Origin of the sequence: Microvirga guangxiensis, assembly GCF_900102135.1 — a bacterium.
Taxonomy (GTDB): Bacteria; Pseudomonadota; Alphaproteobacteria; order Rhizobiales; family Beijerinckiaceae; genus Microvirga; species Microvirga guangxiensis.
In genome coordinates this window covers 243,008-262,906 of sequence record NZ_FMVJ01000006.1, presented here as the reverse complement: position 1 = coordinate 262,906, position 19,899 = coordinate 243,008, and the positions used below count along the sequence as shown (strand labels likewise).

The 19,899-nt window shown below is 57.1% G+C and carries 16 protein-coding genes; 1 reads left to right on the top strand and 15 read right to left on the bottom strand.

All coding sequences use genetic code 11. The features are described 5' to 3' along the window. Positions 1–61: 61 nt before the first annotated feature. The 8 genes from BLP10_RS12220 to BLP10_RS12185 form a co-directional block, all read right to left on the bottom strand. A complete protein-coding gene (locus BLP10_RS12220) occupies positions 62–1,591 on the bottom strand; it encodes a L,D-transpeptidase family protein (RefSeq protein WP_091134764.1) in 1,530 nt (509 codons plus the stop codon). Beyond that, a complete protein-coding gene (locus BLP10_RS12215; RefSeq protein ID WP_091135087.1) occupies positions 1,530–2,597 on the bottom strand; it encodes an ABC transporter ATP-binding protein in 1,068 nt (355 codons plus the stop codon). The genes BLP10_RS12220 and BLP10_RS12215 overlap by 62 nt, the downstream gene beginning before the upstream one ends. Then, complete coding sequence (locus BLP10_RS12210; protein WP_091134763.1) at positions 2,590–3,570, bottom strand: ABC transporter ATP-binding protein; 981 nt, start codon at positions 3,568–3,570, stop codon at positions 2,590–2,592. Before BLP10_RS12210 ends, BLP10_RS12215 begins: the two co-directional genes overlap by 8 nt. After that, a complete protein-coding gene (locus tag BLP10_RS12205) occupies positions 3,567–4,388 on the bottom strand; it encodes an ABC transporter permease (RefSeq protein ID WP_091134762.1) in 822 nt (273 codons plus the stop codon). The genes BLP10_RS12210 and BLP10_RS12205 overlap by 4 nt, the downstream gene beginning before the upstream one ends. A 9-nt stretch (positions 4,389–4,397) precedes the next feature. Then, positions 4,398–5,333, bottom strand: a complete 936-nt coding sequence (locus BLP10_RS12200; protein WP_091134760.1) for an ABC transporter permease — start codon at positions 5,331–5,333, stop codon at positions 4,398–4,400. An 84-nt stretch (positions 5,334–5,417) separates the two neighbouring features. Then, positions 5,418–6,965 (bottom strand): ABC transporter substrate-binding protein, encoded by a 1,548-nt coding sequence (locus tag BLP10_RS12195; protein WP_091135085.1) that lies wholly within the window; start codon positions 6,963–6,965, stop codon positions 5,418–5,420. 158 nt (positions 6,966–7,123) lie between these two features. Continuing rightward, positions 7,124–8,752 carry an amidohydrolase gene (locus tag BLP10_RS12190; protein ID WP_091135082.1) on the bottom strand — a complete coding sequence of 543 codons (1,629 nt, stop codon included), beginning with the start codon at positions 8,750–8,752 and terminating at the stop codon, positions 7,124–7,126. 80 nt (positions 8,753–8,832) lie between these two features. After that, positions 8,833–10,305, bottom strand: coding sequence for a M81 family metallopeptidase (locus BLP10_RS12185; RefSeq protein WP_091134758.1), 1,473 nt, complete (start codon positions 10,303–10,305; stop codon positions 8,833–8,835). 163 nt (positions 10,306–10,468) lie between these two features. On the opposite strand from BLP10_RS12185, the gene BLP10_RS12180 reads away from it, so the two are divergent. Further along, positions 10,469–11,398 carry a LysR family transcriptional regulator gene (locus tag BLP10_RS12180; RefSeq protein WP_091134756.1) on the top strand — a complete coding sequence of 310 codons (930 nt, stop codon included), beginning with the start codon at positions 10,469–10,471 and terminating at the stop codon, positions 11,396–11,398. 889 nt (positions 11,399–12,287) lie between these two features. Here the strand turns inward: BLP10_RS12180 and BLP10_RS12170 are convergent. The 7 genes from BLP10_RS12170 to BLP10_RS12140 form a co-directional block, all read right to left on the bottom strand. Then, positions 12,288–13,085 (bottom strand): MBL fold metallo-hydrolase, encoded by a 798-nt coding sequence (locus BLP10_RS12170; RefSeq protein WP_091134744.1) that lies wholly within the window; start codon positions 13,083–13,085, stop codon positions 12,288–12,290. Next, positions 13,082–13,891, bottom strand: a complete 810-nt coding sequence (locus BLP10_RS12165) for a TatD family hydrolase (protein WP_091134743.1) — start codon at positions 13,889–13,891, stop codon at positions 13,082–13,084. The genes BLP10_RS12170 and BLP10_RS12165 overlap by 4 nt, the downstream gene beginning before the upstream one ends. A gap of 67 nt (positions 13,892–13,958) precedes the next feature. After that, positions 13,959–15,290 carry a family 1 glycosylhydrolase gene (locus BLP10_RS12160; protein WP_091134742.1) on the bottom strand — a complete coding sequence of 444 codons (1,332 nt, stop codon included), beginning with the start codon at positions 15,288–15,290 and terminating at the stop codon, positions 13,959–13,961. Positions 15,291–15,337: 47 nt separating this feature from the next. Further along, the gene (gene metG / locus BLP10_RS12155) at positions 15,338–16,888 is read right to left on the bottom strand and encodes a methionine--tRNA ligase (RefSeq protein ID WP_091134741.1); all 1,551 of its coding nucleotides are present in this window, start codon (positions 16,886–16,888) and stop codon (positions 15,338–15,340) included. Between the two features lie 50 nt (positions 16,889–16,938). Next, complete coding sequence (locus BLP10_RS12150) at positions 16,939–18,003, bottom strand: DNA polymerase III subunit delta' (protein WP_091134740.1); 1,065 nt, start codon at positions 18,001–18,003, stop codon at positions 16,939–16,941. Continuing rightward, positions 17,993–18,667 carry a dTMP kinase gene (gene tmk, locus BLP10_RS12145; RefSeq protein WP_091134736.1) on the bottom strand — a complete coding sequence of 225 codons (675 nt, stop codon included), beginning with the start codon at positions 18,665–18,667 and terminating at the stop codon, positions 17,993–17,995. Before tmk ends, BLP10_RS12150 begins: the two co-directional genes overlap by 11 nt. Then, entirely contained in the window at positions 18,667–19,878 is a 1,212-nt protein-coding gene (locus BLP10_RS12140; protein WP_091134734.1) for a D-alanyl-D-alanine carboxypeptidase family protein, read from the bottom strand. Before BLP10_RS12140 ends, tmk begins: the two co-directional genes overlap by 1 nt. Between the last annotated feature and the right edge of the window lie 21 nt (positions 19,879–19,899).

Sequence of the window (19,899 nt, the reverse complement as noted above, 5' to 3'; positions counted from 1 at the left end):
TGCTGCGTGCATAGTCGAACCTGACCGAAGCGAGTGTTCCATTGAGTCCCAATGGTCGCGATCAGAACATACGTTCACTCTCCACGCCGAAGTAACAGAGCCCGTCACCAGGCATCGCGTTCTCATTCGGAAAGATAATAAAGCCTGGCCTTGGTGCCGCGATGGTCTCGCCATTCGCTTTTTGAACGAGTGCCTGACCCATCTCAACGGGATCGCCTGTTTTCCATTGCCCGGTCAGGTGATCTCCCTCGACCTCGCAGACAAGCACATCGATGATATGGATGGCTCGACGGGCGGATACGGGAGGTTCGGGCGCGTCGATCAACTGCAGCTGAGCCAGCACCTTCAGGATAGCCGAGTAGCCCACCTCAATGGAGGCCGGATCGTCATGGCTTCCGCACTCGAGCGTTACGCCATATCCTCCGGAAAAGCGCATGTATTCCGTAGTACCGACCCCTTCGGAGTTGGCTGGATTGACGTAGCCAAGACTTGCTCGCTTTTTGAGGAACTGATCATAAACCTCTAGCCAACCGTGTATGACGGTTTCCGTGCCGAGGCGCACAGCGAGTTCTCCCTCGGGTTGTGCGTAGCGAAAGGGTTCGATGGCCCCAGAGTTGTTGGGAGGACCAGCGAACACGAAAGGCTCTCCTTCGCCACGAAACGAGTGGATATCCAGCAGGACATCGTGCTCTCGCAGCAGAGCGCAGATTCTGTTCCCGATCGCATCCTCGTAATTCTCCGGTACGGGCTTGTCCCGCAGGTCGCGGTTGAGGTTACGGTCTCCTTCACGGGTGCGCTGACGATAGGCCTTGAGATTGGCAATCGGCACGAAAGTCACTTCACCACGGCGGATCTTCAGGTTGCCGGTGCGGCAATCGGCAATGGCACGTTCTATGGCTTGAGGTCCGCAGGGCTCATTGCCATGGACTGCCCCTATCACTAGTAACTTCGGCCCCGGATGCAGACCCATGAAACGAACTGCTTCCAGAGAGTCTTCAGGATGTTGCGCTCGCTCCTGCGCTCCATCCGCATATGCGATGTCGATGACCATGCCAGGTTCCAACCGGCGAATGAATTCGGCCATCTTCTCCTGTGGCACACCAATGCATCCGGCCGTGCCACTCATATCTCTCCGGGCCGCATGGATGAAAAGCGCGCTACCACGCCCCGGTTCGGGAGCGGAATCGTTGTAGCCGATAGGGATTACAACATCGAAAAGGCGTTCATCACGCGTACGCGAAAGACGATCCTCCGACCGCTCTTCACCGCGGGCGAAGACAAGACGGTTGTAGTACCTCCCCTCCTCTTCCCAGATCATATCAGCTGTCATCGGGACGAACGGAAAAGTGAGATCCCTCGGAAAATCAGGCAATGCTGCAGCATTGAAGAACCCGTATCGCAACGGGAAAATGCCGATAGGTGTTCGCTTGTCCCCTTCCCGCTTTGCCCTCGGATTAACGAGTCCGGCAGATCCGATAGTGCATGGAACTTCCCAGTCACCGATACTGAGGATTCCTAACGACCGGTTCTCACTCGATCGGGAGATACGAATTGAAATTGTCGGGATGTGAGCCATCGGGAAGCGTTCCATGAATATTCTCTGGCACCTGCTTTGGAGTGAAGAGTTCACCCACTCTTCGACAGCGGACGAAATGTCCTGGCTCCACCTCGTCCAGTTCCGGCGTCGGCGGTATGCAGCAAAGGTCGCGCATATCCGGGCAGCGCGGATGGAACCCGCAGCCTGTGGGCGGATCGAGTGGATTTGGAATTTCCCCTGTGATCCTCGTGCCGCTCCCTTGCTTGAAAGGGTCCGGGATCGCTGCGATGAGGGCACGGGTATAGGGATGAGCCGGATTATTAAATATTGATTCCCAGGATCCGGTTTCAACGATCCGTCCGAGGTACATCACGGCTACCCGGTCACTCATGTGCTCGACGACACCAAGATCGTGACTGATCATGATGTAGGAGAGGCCAAGCGTTTCCTTCAACTCAAGCAGCAGATTGATGATTTGCGCCCGGATGGAGACATCGAGCGCTGAAACGGGTTCATCGAGGATCACGACTTTAGGCTCAAGGATGAGCGCGCGGGCAATTCCAATGCGCTGCCTCTGTCCTCCAGAGAACTCATGCGGATAGCGCTCTGCCGCTTCCGGACGCAATCCCACGCGCTTTAGCATCTCGCTGATGCGATCATCGATCTCGCTCGCCGAACCCATGCCATGAACGCGCAGAGGCATCTCAAGCGTCTTGCGAACAGTCTGGCGGGGATTAAGGGATGAGTATGGATCCTGAAACACCATTTGAGTGATCCGGGCCCGGGCCATGCGATCAAGGCCGTCCCCTACCCTGTGTCCATCTACAATGACTTTTCCATGGGTCGGCTGCTGCAAGCCTAATATGGAAAGGGCCAAGGTGGATTTCCCACATCCGGATTCACCTACCAAGCCCAGACATTCGCCCCGCCTCAACTCGAGATCTACGCCATTGACCGCGTGCAGATAACGTCGCGGCTTCCCTAAGAAGCCGCCTCCCACAGGGAAGTGGACGGCGAGGTTCTCGACCCTCAGGATCGCATCGTCGGACAGGTTACTCATGATGATGGCACCTAACGAGCCCGCCACGGGCGAGAGGCGTCACACCAGGGTCTTCAGTCCCGCAGACTTCAGTTGCTGCATAACAGCGAGGATTGAAACGGCACCCGGTCGGAAAAGCAGCCACAGGCGGAACGACTCCTGATATTTCCTTGAGCCGCTGCCGTCCATACTTTGAGCGAGCTCCGAGCAATGGCAGGGAGGCGACGAGCCCACTCGTATAGGGGTGGCTAGGGCTTTGAAAAACCTCTGTCGCGAAGCGCTCCTCTACAAGACGCCCTGCATACATGACCCCGACACGGCGACACATATTTGCGATCAGGCCGAGATCATGGCTGATCATGAGAACGGCTGTCCCCTTTGCCGCGGAGAGGTCACGGATCAATTCCAGGATCTCGGCCTGGACCGTGACATCAAGAGCCGTGGTCGGTTCGTCGGCAAGCAGAAGATCTGGCTCGCACGCCAGGGCGATGGCGATCATGACCCTTTGGCGCATACCTCCCGACAACTGATGTGGGTAATCCTTGATACGCCGCTCAGGTGCAGGAACCCGAACATTTGCGAGCGCTTCAATGGAAAGACGCTCTGCTTCTTTCCATGTAGCGCCTCTGTGGAGGACGAACATCTCAGCGATCTGCCGGCCGATTGGCGAGAGCGGATTGAGCGCCGTCATCGGCTCCTGGAATATCATCGAAATGCGATCGCCACGCAGCTTGCGCATCTCACCGGGAGAGAGAGCCTGGATCTCACGCCCATCGAAGCGGATCGTTCCGGCGCCGATGCTGAGCGGATGACGAAGAAGGCCGATGAGAGCAAGCGAAGTGATGCTCTTGCCACAGCCGGACTCGCCGACGAGACCAAAGGTTTCACCCCGCTTGATCGTAAATGACACATCCTGGACAGCCGGAAATTTTGTTCCGCCGACAGTCAAATCGATCCTCAGGTTCTCGACTTCGAGGAGAGGCTGCTCACTCATGCGCGTCGTGTCCGCGATTGAGGATCGAGGATATCCCGCAATCCGTCTCCCAGAAGGTTCAAGCCAAGGACGGTAATGAAGATTGCCAGCCCGGGAAAAATGGAGATCCAGGGAGCCGTCGTAATCTGATCTCTAGCATCGGAGAGCATGCTTCCCCAACTCGGGAAGGGAGGACGAATACCAAGGCCAAGGAATGACAATGCTGCTTCCGCGAGAACTGCGCCTCCCATGCCGAGAGTTCCGATGACGATGATCGGCCCAAGCATGTTTGGCAGCAACTGCGTCAGCATGATCCGGATGTCGCTGTAACCCAACACCTTCGCTGCCTGTACATAGCCTTGGCTTTTCAACGACAAAGCCGACGCTCGCGCGAGGCGGCATGTAAATGACCAATTGGTAAGTCCGAGTGCAATCAGCAGGCTCGTCAACCCTGGGCTCAAAATGGCCATGATAGCCAGAGCGAAGATGAGAGATGGAATGGCGAGCATCATGTTGGTGAGGCCATTGACAATATCGTCCCACCATCCTCCCCAGTATCCGGCAGATAGACCGAGGGCGACACCGATCACGGTGTTGATCAACTGTGAAAGAATGCCAACTGTGAGGGAAATCCGGGCCCCGTACAGCACTCGGCTGTAAATGTCGCGGCCTTGTGCGTCAGTTCCAAACCAGAATTCCGTCCCTGGCGGTTCTTCCGCATACATAAGATTTGCATCCATAACCGGATCGGTATGAGCAAGCCAGGGCGCCAGGAGACCTGCCACCACTACTGCCGTGAAAAGAATGCCGCCGATGAGGAGATTGGCTCTGATCTTCATAACGCCACCTCAGCTGTACTTGATCCGCGGGTCGATGATGGCGCACAGCACGTCGACAAGCATATTGATTAGAAGAAAAAGCAGAACGATCACCAAAATTGAGCCCTGTACAACCGGAATGTCTCGCAAAGTTACGCTGTCCACGAGGAGCGATCCGAGACCTGGCCAGGCAAAGAGCTTCTCAACGACGACTGCCTGACCGATGACGGTTCCGAATTGCAGGCCAATCGTCGTCAATACGATTACGAGAGCATTTCGCGTCAAATGCCATTGCACCACCCTTCTCTCGCTCATTCCCTTCGCACGCGCGGTGCGAACGAAATCCGCATTCATGATCTCAAGGACTGCGGCCCGGGTCGTTCGCGCGAGAAGGGCCATAGGGGCGACACCTAAGGCGATAGAAGGCAGGATGAGATAGCGCAAGCTCCCGTCACCATACCCGAAGCTGGGAAGCCACCCGAGTACCAGTGCGAACAGATACATCAGCATCAGACCGAGCCAGAACTTCGGCAACGAGAGGCCGGACACAGCGGTCACCATGGAAACCATGTCGACCCAGCTCCCGGGCCTTAGGGCAGCAATGAAACCAAGCGGCACGCCCATTGCGATCGCGAACAGCATGGATGCGAGGGTGAGTTGAGCCGTGGGCCACAGACGGTCAGCAATGACGCTCGTCACGGGCTGGCGTGACCGGAACGACGTCCCGAGGTCAAAGGTCGCAAGATCCGCAATATACTTCCCGAAACGAATATAAACCGGATCGTCGTACCCGAATTCCTTATTCATGCGCGCCATCACCTCAGCGTCGAGAACGCTGCGGCCATCATCGCTCATGCTTGATGCGAAGGTGCCTGGAATGACGCTGAAGAGCACGAAAATGATGGCTGCAACAGCAAGAATAATAGGTAATGTCTGCAGCAGCCGCCGCACGATGAACGAGAGCATCCACGTCTCCAACCTGACGCCTCGGGCCTAAGCCCGTCGACGTCAGGATCTTCGTTTAAACAGCCAGGGTCGGCAGGAATCTGGCTACTTGGCGGCTGGCGAGCTTTCGTCGACCCACATCTCCTCATAGTTCTGAATAGCGAGCTCCGTCGCATTGGGCTGCAAGCCTTTGAGCCAAGGCTGATAAGCCATTACCGCCTTGTTGTAGTTGAAGAACCACATGGGTGCCTCTTCATAGAGGATGGCGTTCGCTTTTTTCAGATTGGCAATCTGCTTTTCAGGATCAGCAGCGGCGCCTGCCTCATCGAGAAGCTTGTCGAACTCGGGATTCTTGAAGAGCGTGTAGTTACAGGCCGATTGCGGCGTGGCCGAATGGAAGCACTTCAATGCCGCCAACGGATCAGGGCCTGTCGAAAGGGACCATATAAAGGCTTGGTATTCACCCTTGCGGGCGACTTCCGAGAGAACCGTGCCTTCAACGGGCTTGATCTTGACCTTGATGCCCACCTTCTCCAGCATCGGGATCACGGCCTCGACGATCGGAATACCCCAGCTCTCGTTGGACGTTGCGGTCCATTCGAACTCGAAACCGTCCGGATAGCCTGCTTCGGCCAGCAGCTTCTTGGCCTTCTCCGGATCATAGGCATAAGGCTTCAGTGCGGAATCATACGCAGGCGATGACAACGGGAGCCAGCTCGTAGCCCGATAGGCTTTTTCTTTGTTGAGCCGCTTGATGATCAGGTCAGCGTCAATGGCATGATTGATCGCCTGCCGCACCCGCTTATCCGAAAATGGTTTGAAGCTTGGATTCAGACCCATCACGCGGGTGTAAACTTCCGCGACTTCAAGGATACCTTTCGACAGGTTCGGATCGGCCTTGTAGGCAACATACTGGGTAGGGCCAAGGATTGAGGCGTCGATCTCCTTATTGCGGAAGGCGACATCCCGTGCAGCCGCCTCACCGATGATGGAGACCACGACTTTGTCCGCATAAGGCTTGCCCGGCTTGTAGAATTTCTCCCACCGCTCCGCAGTCAAACGGGAACCAGGAACGTATTCCGCAAATTTGTACGGACCAAGTCCAACCGGCCTCGCATTGAAGGATTCCTTAGTCGCTTCGTCGGCGGGATAGATCGAGAGCATTGACGGATAGAAGTAGAAACCCGGATCGACTTTTTCAGTCAGCGTGATCTCAAGGGTATGATCATCGATCTTCTTGAGCCCAGAGATTTCCTTCGCCTGGCCCTTCTCGACCTCGACAGCACCTTTAATGATGCGGATGTAGCGTGCGCCGGGGTAGGCCTTCGTGCCGTCCATCAGCCGCGTGAAAGTCCAGATCACGTCGTCTGCGGTCATTGCGCGACCGTGATGGAAGATGGCATCGTTGCGCAGTTTGTAGGTATAAACCAGCCCGTCACCCGATACCGTCACCGAAGTGGCCAACTCCAGCGCAGGCTTGTTGTTGGTCGAGTCCCAATTGTAGAGCGTGCGATGGATTGCCTTTGCCCAGATCTCGTCCTGGGCCCGGTTCGACGTATGGATATCAAGATTTGCAAAACTTGAGCCGTACGGTGCCGTAAAGCGGATCGTGCCGCCGCTACGTGGTGTCTGCGCTTCGGCAACGCCGCCCATAACCAGGGCAAGCGCTGTTGTTGCGATGAGCTTCTTCAACACGGTGGTCCTCCAACGTAAGTGACTCTGGCGGCATTGCCCGCGGCAGCCGGACCGACCGACTCCCAAGCATTCCGTAACGGTGCAATTAAGTATCTCGACGCATCCCTCTTTATTTTCTAAGTCACGCCAAGACGGTCATAAACAATCGCACCCCCTCGGATCGTAAGATCACAGTACGTCTTGTCAAGAATATCCTCAGGTGTTGCTGCCAAAAGATTACGCGAAAATACCGCGATATCGGCAAGTTGACCTACGATGAGGCGACCTTTGGTGTTCTCTAGCTTTTGCGAGAACGCTCCAAACTCCGTGTATGCCTGAAGAGCGTATTCGATCGTAACACGTTCGCGCGCATCCATGACGGTTCCTTTCCAGGTTTTGCGCGTCAGCATGCTGTAGAAGTTCGGGAACGGGTTGGGGTCGCATACAGGTGCATCGCTTCCTGTCGCAGGTTTCAGACCCAGGTCGAACCACGTTCTGAAAGGATAGCTGCCCAGCGCCCTCTCCTCACCGAGCACTGATATGTATGCATCACCGAAATCATAGATGAAGACCTGTTGAGGGCAGGGATAGATACCGGCCTTCAGCATTCGTTGATGTTGCGCGGGAGTCGAGAAACCGGAATGCTCGATCCGGTGGCGCCGGTTCGGGTCCGGAAGTGCCGCGAGGGCTTTCTCGTAGGCAGTGATCAGTTGCTCGATAGCCGCATCGCCAATCGCATGACACGCGAGCTGGTATCCTTTGGAGTGAGCATCCATGACGAGTTCATTGAGCTCATCATCCCTCAGAATCTTGACGCCAGTGGTCTGGTCGTCCCCGAGATAAGGCTTCGACATCCACGCTGTGCGACCGCCTGCAGAGCCATCGAGGAAGTATTTGACAGCGCCGATCATCAGCATGTCGTCGCCGGTTCCGGAGATCAGACCGGCTTCGTAACACTGGGGCACAATGGTACGGTCGGGATCGCCCAACAAAGTCAGCCAGGTTCTAACGGGCAACCTGCCTTCCTGCTTGGCACGATGATAGGCTTTGATCTCGGCGAAACCCGCTCGCTGACCAACGGCAGCATCCATGCAACTCGTAATACCGAATGATAGTAGATAGCGACCTCCACGTTCGATGGCCGCGACCAGGCTATCTTCCGTTGATGGTGGAATGGCAGCCCAAACGGGGCCACGAGCATTCTCCGCTAGGAGACCGGTAAGACTGCCGTTGCGCTGCTCGATAAAGCCGCCCGGAGGTTCCGCTGAACTCTCGTCGATCCCTGCAAGTTCCAAGGCTCGGGAGTTGCAAATCGATACGTGGCCGCAGGTCCGAAGGAGCATAACGGGATTGTCGGGTGCAGCCGCATCAAGTTCAGTGCGGTGCGGATGACGCCCCACATCGAGCTTCGTCTGATCGTAGCCCCGCGCAAGAATCCACTCTCCCGGGCGGCTTTTGGAGGCACGTTCCCGAATTCCGGAAAGGAGCGCATCAAGGGTCGGGGCTGCCGCAGGTGTCGCGTCGACCCAATCCATCATGAGGCCCAAAGCAACGAGATGCAGATGGGAATCGTTTAGTCCTGGCGTTGCCAAGCGTCCATCAAGGTCGATGATGCGTGTGGCAGGACCAATGAGAGATGCAATCTCGCTTTGCCGACCGACAGCCAGAACACGCCCCTGCCAGATTGCGATCGCCTCTGCCACCCCATCGTCGCGTCCGCACCAAATCGGACCGTTCTGCAAAACAACATCTGCTTTAGGGGACACGACAGCATTCTCCTTGAATGTGACTTTCAATGATTACTCGCCCAAAACGACATTTCACACAGACGAGCACATTAAGCTGATTAAATTGCATCAAGAGGCCAGATTGGCCTGCGGATGTTCTTGTACGGTCGTTCCATGAAGTTTCGCGTGGACAGCGCCCCCGTATCGACCTCGATCACTTCCCGAGCAATTGGCTCGAACGCCGCGCGGAAATGCTGCATTGATTTGACGATGATAGTCGACTTGCGAGTAGGGTCGACACCCAATGATGTAAACTGCCCAAGATCAGTCGCCTGACCGTTATAGCTGATCACAATGATCTCGACGCCACCGATACGCAGCAATGCACTCAAGCCGTAGTTGCGACGCGCTCCGCCACCCATCGGCCCATAAGCGATGAAGCTGCCATCCGTCAGCGATACGACTTGCGCTGTCACTTCGATGGGCCCTCCGCCCATCGACGGATCGACCTTGCCTCCGAGCATCAGGGTGACCTCGTTTCCAACGCCCGCGGCTTGAGCCTGCAGGGCTGCCTCGGGGTCACAGATTGCGTGGAAACCTACATTCTGCAGATCCGCATCCAGGACGGCCTTAAGAAGCCGCGTCGCATCGCCGTATGCGCCCGAGCCCGGATTGTCCGAGTAATCCGCAATGATAAGCGGCTTGTCGGCTTTCCCCTCGCCTGCCTTGGCCTTCTCTATGGCTTCTGAAAGGGGCGTAAACCGGATAGATGAAAACGTTCGCTGCTCCCAGACATAATCCATCAGCTCATCGGCAATGGCCTGCGCCGATACGAGATCATTCCCTGTTACGGCAACAGACGGCCCAATGTCCTGAACGTCAGCTGATGAAAAGCCGGCCTGGATACTGACCGCAAGGGCCTGGCCTTCGGCTTCGATCCGATCGCCTCTGCGGAGAAGCTCCATCATAGGGGGGGAGGTGGTGCGTCCACCATCGAGGGCATACAGAATCGGGCGACGGGACACCGCGACTTTCGGCGTCGCTTCCCCCCTCATCGCTTTTTCAAGAAGTTCCGCAGCCTGCCAAGTCCGTTCATATTGATCGATATGTGGGTAAGTTCGGTAGGATATGAGCGCGTTGGAGTTGTCGGCCATTTTCTGCGTCAACGTCGCGTGCAGATCCAACACTGCCATAATCGGAGTTGCATCCCCTACTCGCGCGCGGATCCGCGAAAGGAGTTCCCCCTCCCCGTCATCGTGGGACTGGGTCGACATTGATCCGTGCAGATGAAGCAGTATGCCGTCCACCCCATCACAAGCGTCGATGATTTGATCTGAAACGTGGTCGAAAAAATCATCCGTTACCCGGCCGGAGGGGTTAGCTGAAGTGACGATCGGATGAAGCATGGCCCAACCGAATTTCTCGGCCGCCTCAAATGCGGCTCCCATCGAAGTCCGCGTACCGGTGAACGCGCCGGGAATATCATTATCCAGATAGTAGCAGCTGTTTCGAAAGGCATTCTCATCGGTCACTTGGACACTGAACGTATTGGTCTCGTGCATGAACTCAGCCACAAGAACGCGCTTTACCATCCCGCTTCACTCCCTAGGGGTCGAACGATCCCTTGCTGACCAGATCCGACGGCCCCTTCTGCGGAATGCCTTATCGCGATCGATTTCCGATGGATGGTGACAAAGGCATTGGACTACTGCAAATATCAACTTCTGCTCAATTCATTCGTTTTTGATATGAGGCATGCCAAGCGTGACATTATCTCCCCGGCATATCGAGATTTTCCATGCGGTCATGGTGTGCGGCAGCGCAACACAGGCTGCCTTCGCTTTACGGACCTCTCAGCCGACCATCAGCCGAGAACTCAAGGAATTTGAGCAATCCTTAGGCTTCCAGCTCTTTACCCGTAAAGGTCGGTCCTTATTCCCGACTGAAGCTGCGATTTCGTTGCACAGTGAGGTGCGTCGCTCATTTGTGGGACTCGAGGAGATCGGGAGAACGGCTGAGGCGATCCGCGCGAATGCGGCTTCTCATATCAAAGTCGTATGCATGCCCGCCTATAGCACGACACTCCTGCCACCCCTGTGCCGAGACTTTCTTGAGGATAATGAATCCATTCGTCTTAGCATCTATGCACTTGGTAATTCAGTAATAGCCAACGGCATCTCGGCGCAGCATTACGATCTCTGCATCATCGAGGCCGATCTCGGATTTTCTGGCTGGACGTCAGCTAGCGTCGATGCCGGTGAGCAGGTCTGTATCGCACCGAAAGGGCATCCCCTCACCAACAAGAAGGTTTTAACTCCAGCCGATTTCGAGGGTGTCAACTTCATCTATTTTTCAGCCGAGGACATATACCGGCGCAAATTGGACAACGTTTTCCATGAGCATCGGGTAACACGCAGGCTGAGAATGGAAGTGTCAACGGCCGCAGCTGTATGCTCGCTGGTATCCCAAGGCCTCGGGGTGTCGATTATCAACCCTATCAGCGCAATGCATTACCTCGATCAGGGATTAGAGATGCGGCGCCTTTCATTCTCAATTCCTTATACCGTGCGACTACACAGAAACCAAAGCGCCAGTAGCACACAAGCTCTCAATGCCTTTACCGATAAGTGCACGAAAGCAATTATGAATATAAGGCGGCAGGCGGAGGAGCGGCTAGGGAGCTGAAAAGGTCATCTCCAGGAAACCTTCATCACGGATGCCGGGACGATCCGCAGGCTTCTTTATGTAGTCATAAAATCTCAGCGAGCCTTTCAATGCCGATAATCTTCTTGCCTGCTCAAGCAGCCTTCCGGGCACGCGGATCCGTGCCGGGTAAAGCCGTTGTCGAATTCAGATGCGACGCATCAGGCAGTCATGGGCCTACAACGGTTCCTCTGGCCCGACCACCGGGGACCCGACACGAGCACCCGATGCCAATCGGAGCGGGGTTGGTCAGTGCGCAAGTCCGCACAGGCGTCGCACAATAGCCACCGATGGGCGACGGAGCAGGCTCTGCGTAAAGCGGATAGGCAGGAGTCGCGACGGCTTCTATGGCCAGCCCGGTTGCTAATCCGGCTGCCCCCCAGCCCCACCCCCAATCATCATAATAGCCTGGGTAATATCCACCCCAACCCCAGTAGCCTCGCCTTACATAGCGATTTGGATAGTAACGTCCGGGCCTCCAACCGGGACGCCAACGGTCCGGTCCAGGTCGCCAGCGATCAGGCCCTACCTGCCAGCGGTTCCCGCTTGGCACGAAGCGAGGTGGGCGATTGGGCGTAAAACCGCCGGGGCGCACGCCAACTGGGCCAATGGCATCCGGTCTCATTCGCGGACCTATGCCTACGGACCCCATGCCACCGCCCTGGAACCCGCCTTGGGGCCTCAAGCGTTGCTGAGCGGATGCAGGTTCGGCGACGAAGGTGGTGAGAGGAATAAGAGAGACGCACAGCAGAATAAAGTAGCGCATGGCGAACTCCAGTGGAGATCATCTCTGTTAACGCACTACATCGACCGCCGTTTCTCGGATCATCCCTTTGCCCAAGACGCGTCGAGCACAGGTGGTTGCGCCGACTTATCCGATCTCTACCTGCAGGCCGTCATAGGCAGGCTCGATTTGTGGCGGCAGCTCCCGCCGCAATGTCTCGTAATCGAGATCCGTATTCAGGTTCGTGAGGATCGCGCGCTTCGGCTTCACCTTTCCAATTAGTTCAAGCGCGTCGGTAATGGAAAAATGTGTCGGATGAGGCGTGTAGCGCAAGGCATCGAGAACGAGGACCTCAAGACCTTCGAGATAGCCCAGGCTCCCCTCCGGCATAAGGCTGACGTCGGGCGCATAGGCCACATTGCCGAAGCGGAATCCGAGGGCGTCGATGTCGCCGTGAATTAGACGGAACGGCATAGCTTCGACCGGGCCTCCCGGCCCGGATATGGTGGTCATGGTGCCTGCCTTGAGATGCCGCATGTCCAGGATCGGTGGGTAGCTGCTCCCCGCAGGTGACTTGAAACAATAACCAAACCGGATCTGCAGCAACTCGCTTGTCATGCGATCGGCATAAACCGGGATGCGCTTGCGCATGGCAATCACCAGCGGACGCAGATCGTCGATGCCATGGGTGTGATCGGCGTGCTCGTGAGTATATAGAACCCCGTCCAGGCGCCTCACATCGGCGCCGAGCAGTTGATCGCGAAGATCTGGTGTTGTGTCTACCAGGACGGCTGTCGTGGAAGTGCCCGATCCTTGCTCGACGAGTACCGAGCAACGACGGCGGCGATTCTTGGGATTGGATGGATCGCACGCACCCCAACCGACGCCGACACGAGGGACACCGGCCGAAGAACCGCAGCCTAGTATGGTTAGTTTGAAGGTCATGGCGAGCCAGCCTGCTCCCTAACCGTATCAGCCTGAGCAGCCTTGGAGAAAAGGCGATAAAAATTCTCGGTCGTGATCCTTGCGATTTCGCTATCGGTAACGCCGACGACATTTGCGAGCACATGGGCGGTATGGGCCACATAAGCTGGTTCGTTGGTCTTGCCACGGAATGGCACAGGAGCGAGATAAGGCGCATCCGTCTCGACGAGAAGCCTGTCGTGACGCACGGCGGCAGCGATCTGGCGGATCTCCTCCGAGTTCCTGAAGGTCAGGATGCCGGAGAACGAAACATAAAGTCCCAGTTCGACACCAACCTGCGCCAGCTTCTCTCCGGACGAGAAGCAGTGCAGAACGGCTCTGAACCGCCCTTGCTCCATCTCATTAGACAGAATTTCAATCATGTCCTCGTCGGCATTGCGCGCATGAATGACGAGAGGCAGGCCTGTCTCTCGTGCTGCCTCGATATGCGTCCGGAAGACCTTACGCTGCACATCCCGGGGGCTCTTGTCGTAATGGTAATCCAGCCCAGCCTCTCCGATCCCGATGCACCTCGGGTGAGCAGAGAGTTCTACCAGCCGCGATGCCGGCACATTTGGTTCCTCCGCCGCGTTATGGGGGTGCGTGCCGACGGTGAAGTAAACGGCTTCGTTCGCCTCCGCCAACGCCTTATAGGTCTCATAACGGGCCACATGGGTCGAGATTGTCACAAGCCTGCCGACTCCAGCAGCTTGAGCGGCTGCGAGAACCTCAGGGAGACGGGTCTGAATATCTGGAAAATCCAGGTGGCAATGGCTATCGACCAACATCCGTGAATGCGCCCTCCTCCGAGGCCGTTAACTCTCAGGGCTCCATAGATCGGAATGTAGGCTTCGTCTAGCGACGGACTTCCTGGGTTGTGGCGGCAGGCTCGTCATCCTCTCGGGATTCCTTGCGGCGCATTTCCCGCAGGCTATCCTGGCGGCGCCGGACGGACTTCTCCTCATGTTCATGGGGCCAGACGACGGGAACCGTCAGGCACACGCTTTGAGCGGGAAGCACGTTGCACCAGTCGTGGATCAATTGCTTGTAGCGGCGGCCGACAGGACGGATGTTGCGATCGAGATCGTAGAGACCGACCGGCGCAACGCGGTTGTTCTCCTCGCGAAGAGCGACATCCCAATCCATCTGGTCGGTCAGGGAGTACCATGTGAAACCGACAATGGGCACTCCCGTGTTCCTAACCCGGAGTACGTTGGCCCATTGCTTCCAAAGCCAATTGACCGCCTCTTCCCCGGTCGGCCCTTCCATAAGGTTCGTCTCGGTATGCATGACTGGCAGGCGATAACGATCGTAATACTGGCGCGTAATCTCGTCATAGCCGAATACATCACCCGCCGATCTCGATGAACCGTCCGCAGCCACCCGGTGCTCATTGGTGACGTAATAGTCATTGCCCATGATGCAGTGGTGACGAAGGGAGGAGCGGCTGAGGAAGAAGTGATATTCGTCCCGTGTCATCCCGTTATCCATGAGAAACTCATACATCTCGGAATCGACGCGGCGGCCATAATTGAGGTCGAGAGAGAGAAAGCGCCGGGCATTCATGATCTCGGCAGGTTTGATCGCTGCCGGATTCTCAGCGTGAAAATATTCCGAGGACTCGCTCTGGATGAAGAGCGCATCCGGACGGACCTTGAGAATCCGCTCCATAGCCAGAACATTTGCCTTCACGATGTGCTTCAAAGCTGTGACGAAGGCTTGATCGCTTTGTAACTGCTCATTCCACCACCCATAAGCCGCTGAAAAGGTGGCGCAAATGAACATTTCATTGATAGGCGTATAAAGCTGCACCCATTCAAAGCGCTTTGCGAAGTCCTCAGCGTAAGCCGCGAAAAGGATTGGAAAATCCGGGTTCTGAAAATTTCCGATCCAATCCGGAACTCCGAAATGGCACAGGTCCACGATAGGAATGATATTGCGGCGTCCGAGTTCGCCAAAGGTCATATCCGCGAAGGACCAGTCGTAGCGCCCCGGACCAAGGAATGTTTTATGCAGAGGTGGTCCGTAGCGCAGGACCTGGATATCCAGATCGGCTAGAAGGTCGAAATCGGTTTCCCAATGCTTGTAATGGCCGCATTTCTCCATCTGATCGATGCGCGTGCGGCCATTGTTGATAGTCGGGATGCTGTTCTCGATCCCGGTCGCAAACATGAAAGTCGTGTACATCTTCCGCTTCCGCTGAAGGCTCCTGAGAGCCCATCAAAGCGGAAGCGTCAGGTTGCTTCCGCCTCGATATAACGCGGGAAAATCGGGGCTGGTTGCGGCAGGGCTGTCCCAGCCACCAAGCGGTGCTCTGGTCCGACTGCCGCAAGAACCCGGTTTTCTGGAGAGATCGCGAGGAGATCGAGGAGCTTGGCTGCGGCGGTCGGAACAAAGGGTTGAGCCAGGATACCTACAGCCCGCAGAACCTCGGCGGTAACATACAAGACTGTATTCATCCGTTCCGGATCGCTCTTGCGCAGCACCCAGGGCTCCTGCGAGGCGAAGTAGCGGTTTGCTTCTGCCACCACGGACCAGATTTCTGCGAGCGTTGTGTGAAGGGCAAAATCCTTCATGGCCGCCCTTGTCTTTCCCGGCAGCGCATCTGCGAGCCAGAGAATATCCTGGTCGGCCTGAGTGAAAGCCCCAGGCTGCGGCACGGCCGCGTCGCAGTTCTTGGCGATCATGGAAAGCGAGCGCTGCGCCAAGTTGCCGAGATCGTTCGCCAGATCCGCGTTGATGCGGTTCACGATGGCCTCATGCGAATAGTTGCCGTCCTGACCGAAGGGCACTTCGCGCAGGAAGAAGTACCGGATCTGGTCGACGCCGTAGTTGTCGGCAAGATCGAATGGGTCGACCACATTGCCAATCGACTTCGACATCTTCTCGCCCTTGTTGAGCAGGAAGCCATGGCCGAAGACCCGCTTGGGCAGCGGCAGTTCAGCCGACATGAGGAAGGCAGGCCAATAGACCGTGTGGAAGCGAACGATGTCCTTGCCGATGATATGCACATCGGCGGGCCAGTAGTGCCAGCGCGGATCGTTCTCGTTCGGGAAGCCGCAGCCGGTTACGTAGTTATTGAGCGCATCGATCCACACATACATCACATGCTTGGGATCGTTCGGGACGGGCAGGCCCCAATTGAAGGTGGTGCGACTGATCGAGAGATCCTGCAGGCCGGAGCGCACGAAGCTGACAATCTCGTTGCGGCGTGTTTCCGGGCTGACGAAATCCGGATTGGCTGCGTAGTGTGCGAGCAGCCGATCCTGATAAGCCGATAGGCGGAAGAAGTAGCTCTCCTCCTCGATCCACTCGACAGGCGCGCCCGTGGGCGCGCGCCAGGTGCCGTCGGGCTGCTTAGTCAGTTCGCTCTCGTCGAAATAGGACTCGTCGCGAACCGAGTACCAGCCGGAATATTTGGAGAGGTAGATGTCGCCCTTCTCCTGCATCCGCCGCCAGAGCTCCTGGGTCGAAGGCAGGTGGTCGGCATCCGTCGTGCGAATGAACCGGTCATAGGAGCAATCAAGCCGGTCCGCCATGGCGCGGAACTTCGCAGCCATCTCGTCCACGAAAGCCTTCGGCGTCGTGCCGTTCTTGTCGGCTGTCTGCTGGATCTTGAGACCGTGCTCATCCGTGCCTGTCATGAAGAACACGTCATAGCCATCCATGCGCTTGAAGCGGGCAATCGCATCGGACGCAACAACCTCGTAGGCATGGCCGATATGCGGCGCGCCGTTCGGATAAGAGATAGCCGTGGTAATGTAGAATTTCTGCTTGTCGGCCATGGCGGATCCTTAAAACTCTGAAATCTCGAACGCGGCGCTCAAAAGCGAACTCAAGCCGTTCGCCGAACCGCGTCGGCAAGATCGTCGAACAGCGTCAGGATGAAAGGCCGGCGGTCGAGATTGAACACGTCTATCTCGCGAGCCGTCCGGGCGATCTTCTCACATACCTCTACCAAAGGTGCAAGACGGGCGGCTCCAGACCCTGCCCGCTCACGCAGCTTGGCCGAGACCCACCGCTCGATCGTTTCCAGGGCAAGTTCATAGCTATCGTCGGCGTCGCGCTTGGAGAGCGCTTCGGCAAGGCTATAAATCTGCTTGGTATCGGCTCTGGGCAACCCCTCCAGAAGCCGAGTCACCTGCTCGATGAAGGCAACCTTGTCAGCATCCAGGAGTTCGAGCGTGCGGCGAACCGAGCCCTCGCCATAAGGCAGGGCCTGATCCAGAAGTTCGTTGGGCACCCCGGCCCAAGGCTCGCCTAGGGAGCGAATGGCAGCTTTGATCTGGTCGCTCTCGAGAGGACGCAGAAGCAGACGCCGGCAACGGGAGCGGATGGTCGGCAAAACCCTCTGAGGCGCATGACTGACGATCAGGAACAGAGATCGTGGTGGCGGCTCCTCGATGACCTTAAGGAGCGCATTGGCGCTCGAAATCGTCAGGTCTTCCGCGCTGTCGACGATGCAGACACGGTAGCCTCCATCCGCCGCCGTGGAGCCGAACATGTTCAGAGCCTTGCGGACCGCGTCCACGGGGATGGTCGTCGAGGCAGCCTTTTTGTCCGTGGGCGGTGCCCGCCTGAGAACAGAGAAATTGGGGTGTGAGAGCGCGGAAACCTGCCGGGCCACGTTTCCTTCGGGTGGCACGTCGAGATTGCTGAGCGCAGCGTCATTCGCTTTTTGAGGATCGAGAACGGCTCGGGCCAAGCGATATGCCAGAGTTGCCTTGCCGATTCCCTGTGGGCCGCCGATGAGCCAGGCATGATGAAGCCTGCCGCTGCGCAAGCCTTCTACGAAGGCCCCCTCGCCTTCCTGATGGCCGAAGAACGCAAACTGGTTGCGCGGATGCGGAGCGCCGTCAAACTGATCGGGCTCAATGGCGTCCTGTGCGTCACGCGACATCGAGAGGCCTCTCGGCGTGCTCGGTCAATTCGGGAATCCGCTCGCGCAAGGTGGCCCAGATTGCCGCCTCGACCTCGTCAGCCGATTGATCGGCGTTGATCACGGCGCAGCGCTGCGGCGCGTTCTTGGCGATATCGAGATAGGCCAAGCGCAGAGCCTGATGGAACGAGAGAGCTTCATCCTCAAACCGGTCGCCTCCCTCACCTTTTCGAGCCTGCCGCTCTCCGGCTCTGGCAAGGCCTGTTTCTGCAGGCAAGTCCAGAATAAAGGTAAGATCCGGTCGAGTTCCGGCCAGGGCTACTCTTTCGAGATCGTCGATCAGCGAGGGAGCAACAGTTCCCGACGAGCCCTGATAGGCGCGGGTGGAATCCGCAAAGCGGTCACAAAGGACGGTCTTTCCGTCCTTTAGGGCCGGGACGATGGTCTTGTCGAGATGGTCGATCCGGGCAGCGGTGAACATGAGAGCTTCAGCGAAAGGACCGAGAGGTTTGGCATGCCCTTCCAGAATGAAGGACCGGATCTGCTCCGCCAGAGGCGAGCCGCCGGGCTCGCGCGTGACAATCGTTGGATGCCCGAGCCTTTCCAGCCTGTCCTTGAGCCGCGTGATCTGGGTCGACTTTCCTGCGCCCTCCCCGCCTTCAAACGTAATGAACCGACCTGCCATCAAATTCTTTCGATGACACTCGAAAAGGCGCGCCGCACCCAGCCCGTGCCGAACTCCAGCAGGCCGTCCAGAGCGCGCTGGCTCAAGGTGCCTTCCTGAATGTCTTCGCTGGCATAAAGCGGCATTTCGAGCGCCTGCATATCACCTCGGTTAACCTGAAGCCGGGCCACCTCGGTCCCCTTTTGGACAGGGGCCTTCAAGGGACCGGTGTAGATAATGCGAGCCGTCACCCGCTCGCTCTCTCCACGAGGCACCAGTACACGAATAGCCTTCCTGGAGACAAGCGGGAGGGAGCGCTTGCTGCCTCCAAACACCTGGGCCTCGCCAACGACCTGTCCCTCGGCAAAGAGCTCTCTGGATTCGAAGGCCCGGAAGCCCCAATCCAGGAGCTTTCGGCTCTCATTGGCACGATCCTTGGCGCTTTTGAGCCCATTCACCACTAGGATCAATCGTTGCCCATTCTGGACTGCAGACCCAATCAGACCATAGCCGGCCTCGTCGATATTGCCGGTCTTTAATCCGTCCGCCCCAATATCCATACCCAATAGAGGGTTGCGGTTCTGCTGGCGGATTTTGTTCCAGGTAAATTCGCGCTCGCCGAAGATTTTGTAGAGATCAGGGTAGGTCTCGATAATGTAGATGGCGAGCTTAGCGAGATCGCGGGCGGTCGCCTTCTGTTCCGGATGTCCGTAGCCGGTCGCATTGCGGAACGTTGATTTCGTCAGCCCAATCGCGCGGGCACGCTCGTTCATGAGCCTCGAGAAACTCTCTTCCGTGCCTGCAATGCCCTCTGCGATGGCAATGGCCGCATCATTGCCGGACTGGACAATGAGGCCGCGCAGCAAGTCCTCGAGCCGGATCGTGCTGTTCACCTGGGCAAACATGGAAGAGCCGCCCGAGCCGCCCCCTCCCTTGCGCCAAGCGTTTTCGGAGACTGTGAATGTGCTGTCAAAGGACAGCCGCCCGTTCTTGATTTCATTGAAAACGACCTCTGCGGTCATGGTTTTGGCCATGCTGGCGGGAGCGGTCAGCTCATCGGCATTTTTTTCAAAAAGAACGGCATGGCTGTCGGCATCCATGAGGATCGCCGTTGGAGCAGCAGTCTGGAAATTCTGTGCCCCTGCCCCCTGCGGCAGGACAAGGCTCAGAACCAAAGCGCCAAGGGAAAAAAAGGCAGTGGAGAGGAAACGGGCAGACATCAGGTGACGCATAGTAAGGTATCCAGACTCTTC

Coding starts and splice junctions, on each gene's coding strand:
- BLP10_RS12220 (WP_091134764.1), bottom strand. CDS start 1,591: ATGGAACGCTTCCCGATGGCTCACATCCCGACAATTTCAATTCGTATC.
- BLP10_RS12215 (WP_091135087.1), bottom strand. CDS start 2,597: ATGAGTAACCTGTCCGACGATGCGATCCTGAGGGTCGAGAACCTCGCC.
- BLP10_RS12210 (WP_091134763.1), bottom strand. CDS start 3,570: ATGAGTGAGCAGCCTCTCCTCGAAGTCGAGAACCTGAGGATCGATTTG.
- BLP10_RS12205 (WP_091134762.1), bottom strand. CDS start 4,388: ATGAAGATCAGAGCCAATCTCCTCATCGGCGGCATTCTTTTCACGGCA.
- BLP10_RS12200 (WP_091134760.1), bottom strand. CDS start 5,333: ATGCTCTCGTTCATCGTGCGGCGGCTGCTGCAGACATTACCTATTATT.
- BLP10_RS12195 (WP_091135085.1), bottom strand. CDS start 6,965: ATGGGCGGCGTTGCCGAAGCGCAGACACCACGTAGCGGCGGCACGATC.
- BLP10_RS12185 (WP_091134758.1), bottom strand. CDS start 10,305: ATGGTAAAGCGCGTTCTTGTGGCTGAGTTCATGCACGAGACCAATACG.
- BLP10_RS12180 (WP_091134756.1), top strand. CDS start 10,469: ATGCCAAGCGTGACATTATCTCCCCGGCATATCGAGATTTTCCATGCG.
- BLP10_RS12170 (WP_091134744.1), bottom strand. CDS start 13,085: ATGACCTTCAAACTAACCATACTAGGCTGCGGTTCTTCGGCCGGTGTC.
- BLP10_RS12165 (WP_091134743.1), bottom strand. CDS start 13,891: ATGTTGGTCGATAGCCATTGCCACCTGGATTTTCCAGATATTCAGACC.
- BLP10_RS12160 (WP_091134742.1), bottom strand. CDS start 15,290: ATGTACACGACTTTCATGTTTGCGACCGGGATCGAGAACAGCATCCCG.
- metG (WP_091134741.1), bottom strand. CDS start 16,888: ATGGCCGACAAGCAGAAATTCTACATTACCACGGCTATCTCTTATCCG.
- BLP10_RS12150 (WP_091134740.1), bottom strand. CDS start 18,003: ATGTCGCGTGACGCACAGGACGCCATTGAGCCCGATCAGTTTGACGGC.
- tmk (WP_091134736.1), bottom strand. CDS start 18,667: ATGGCAGGTCGGTTCATTACGTTTGAAGGCGGGGAGGGCGCAGGAAAG.
- BLP10_RS12140 (WP_091134734.1), bottom strand. CDS start 19,878: ATGCGTCACCTGATGTCTGCCCGTTTCCTCTCCACTGCCTTTTTTTCC.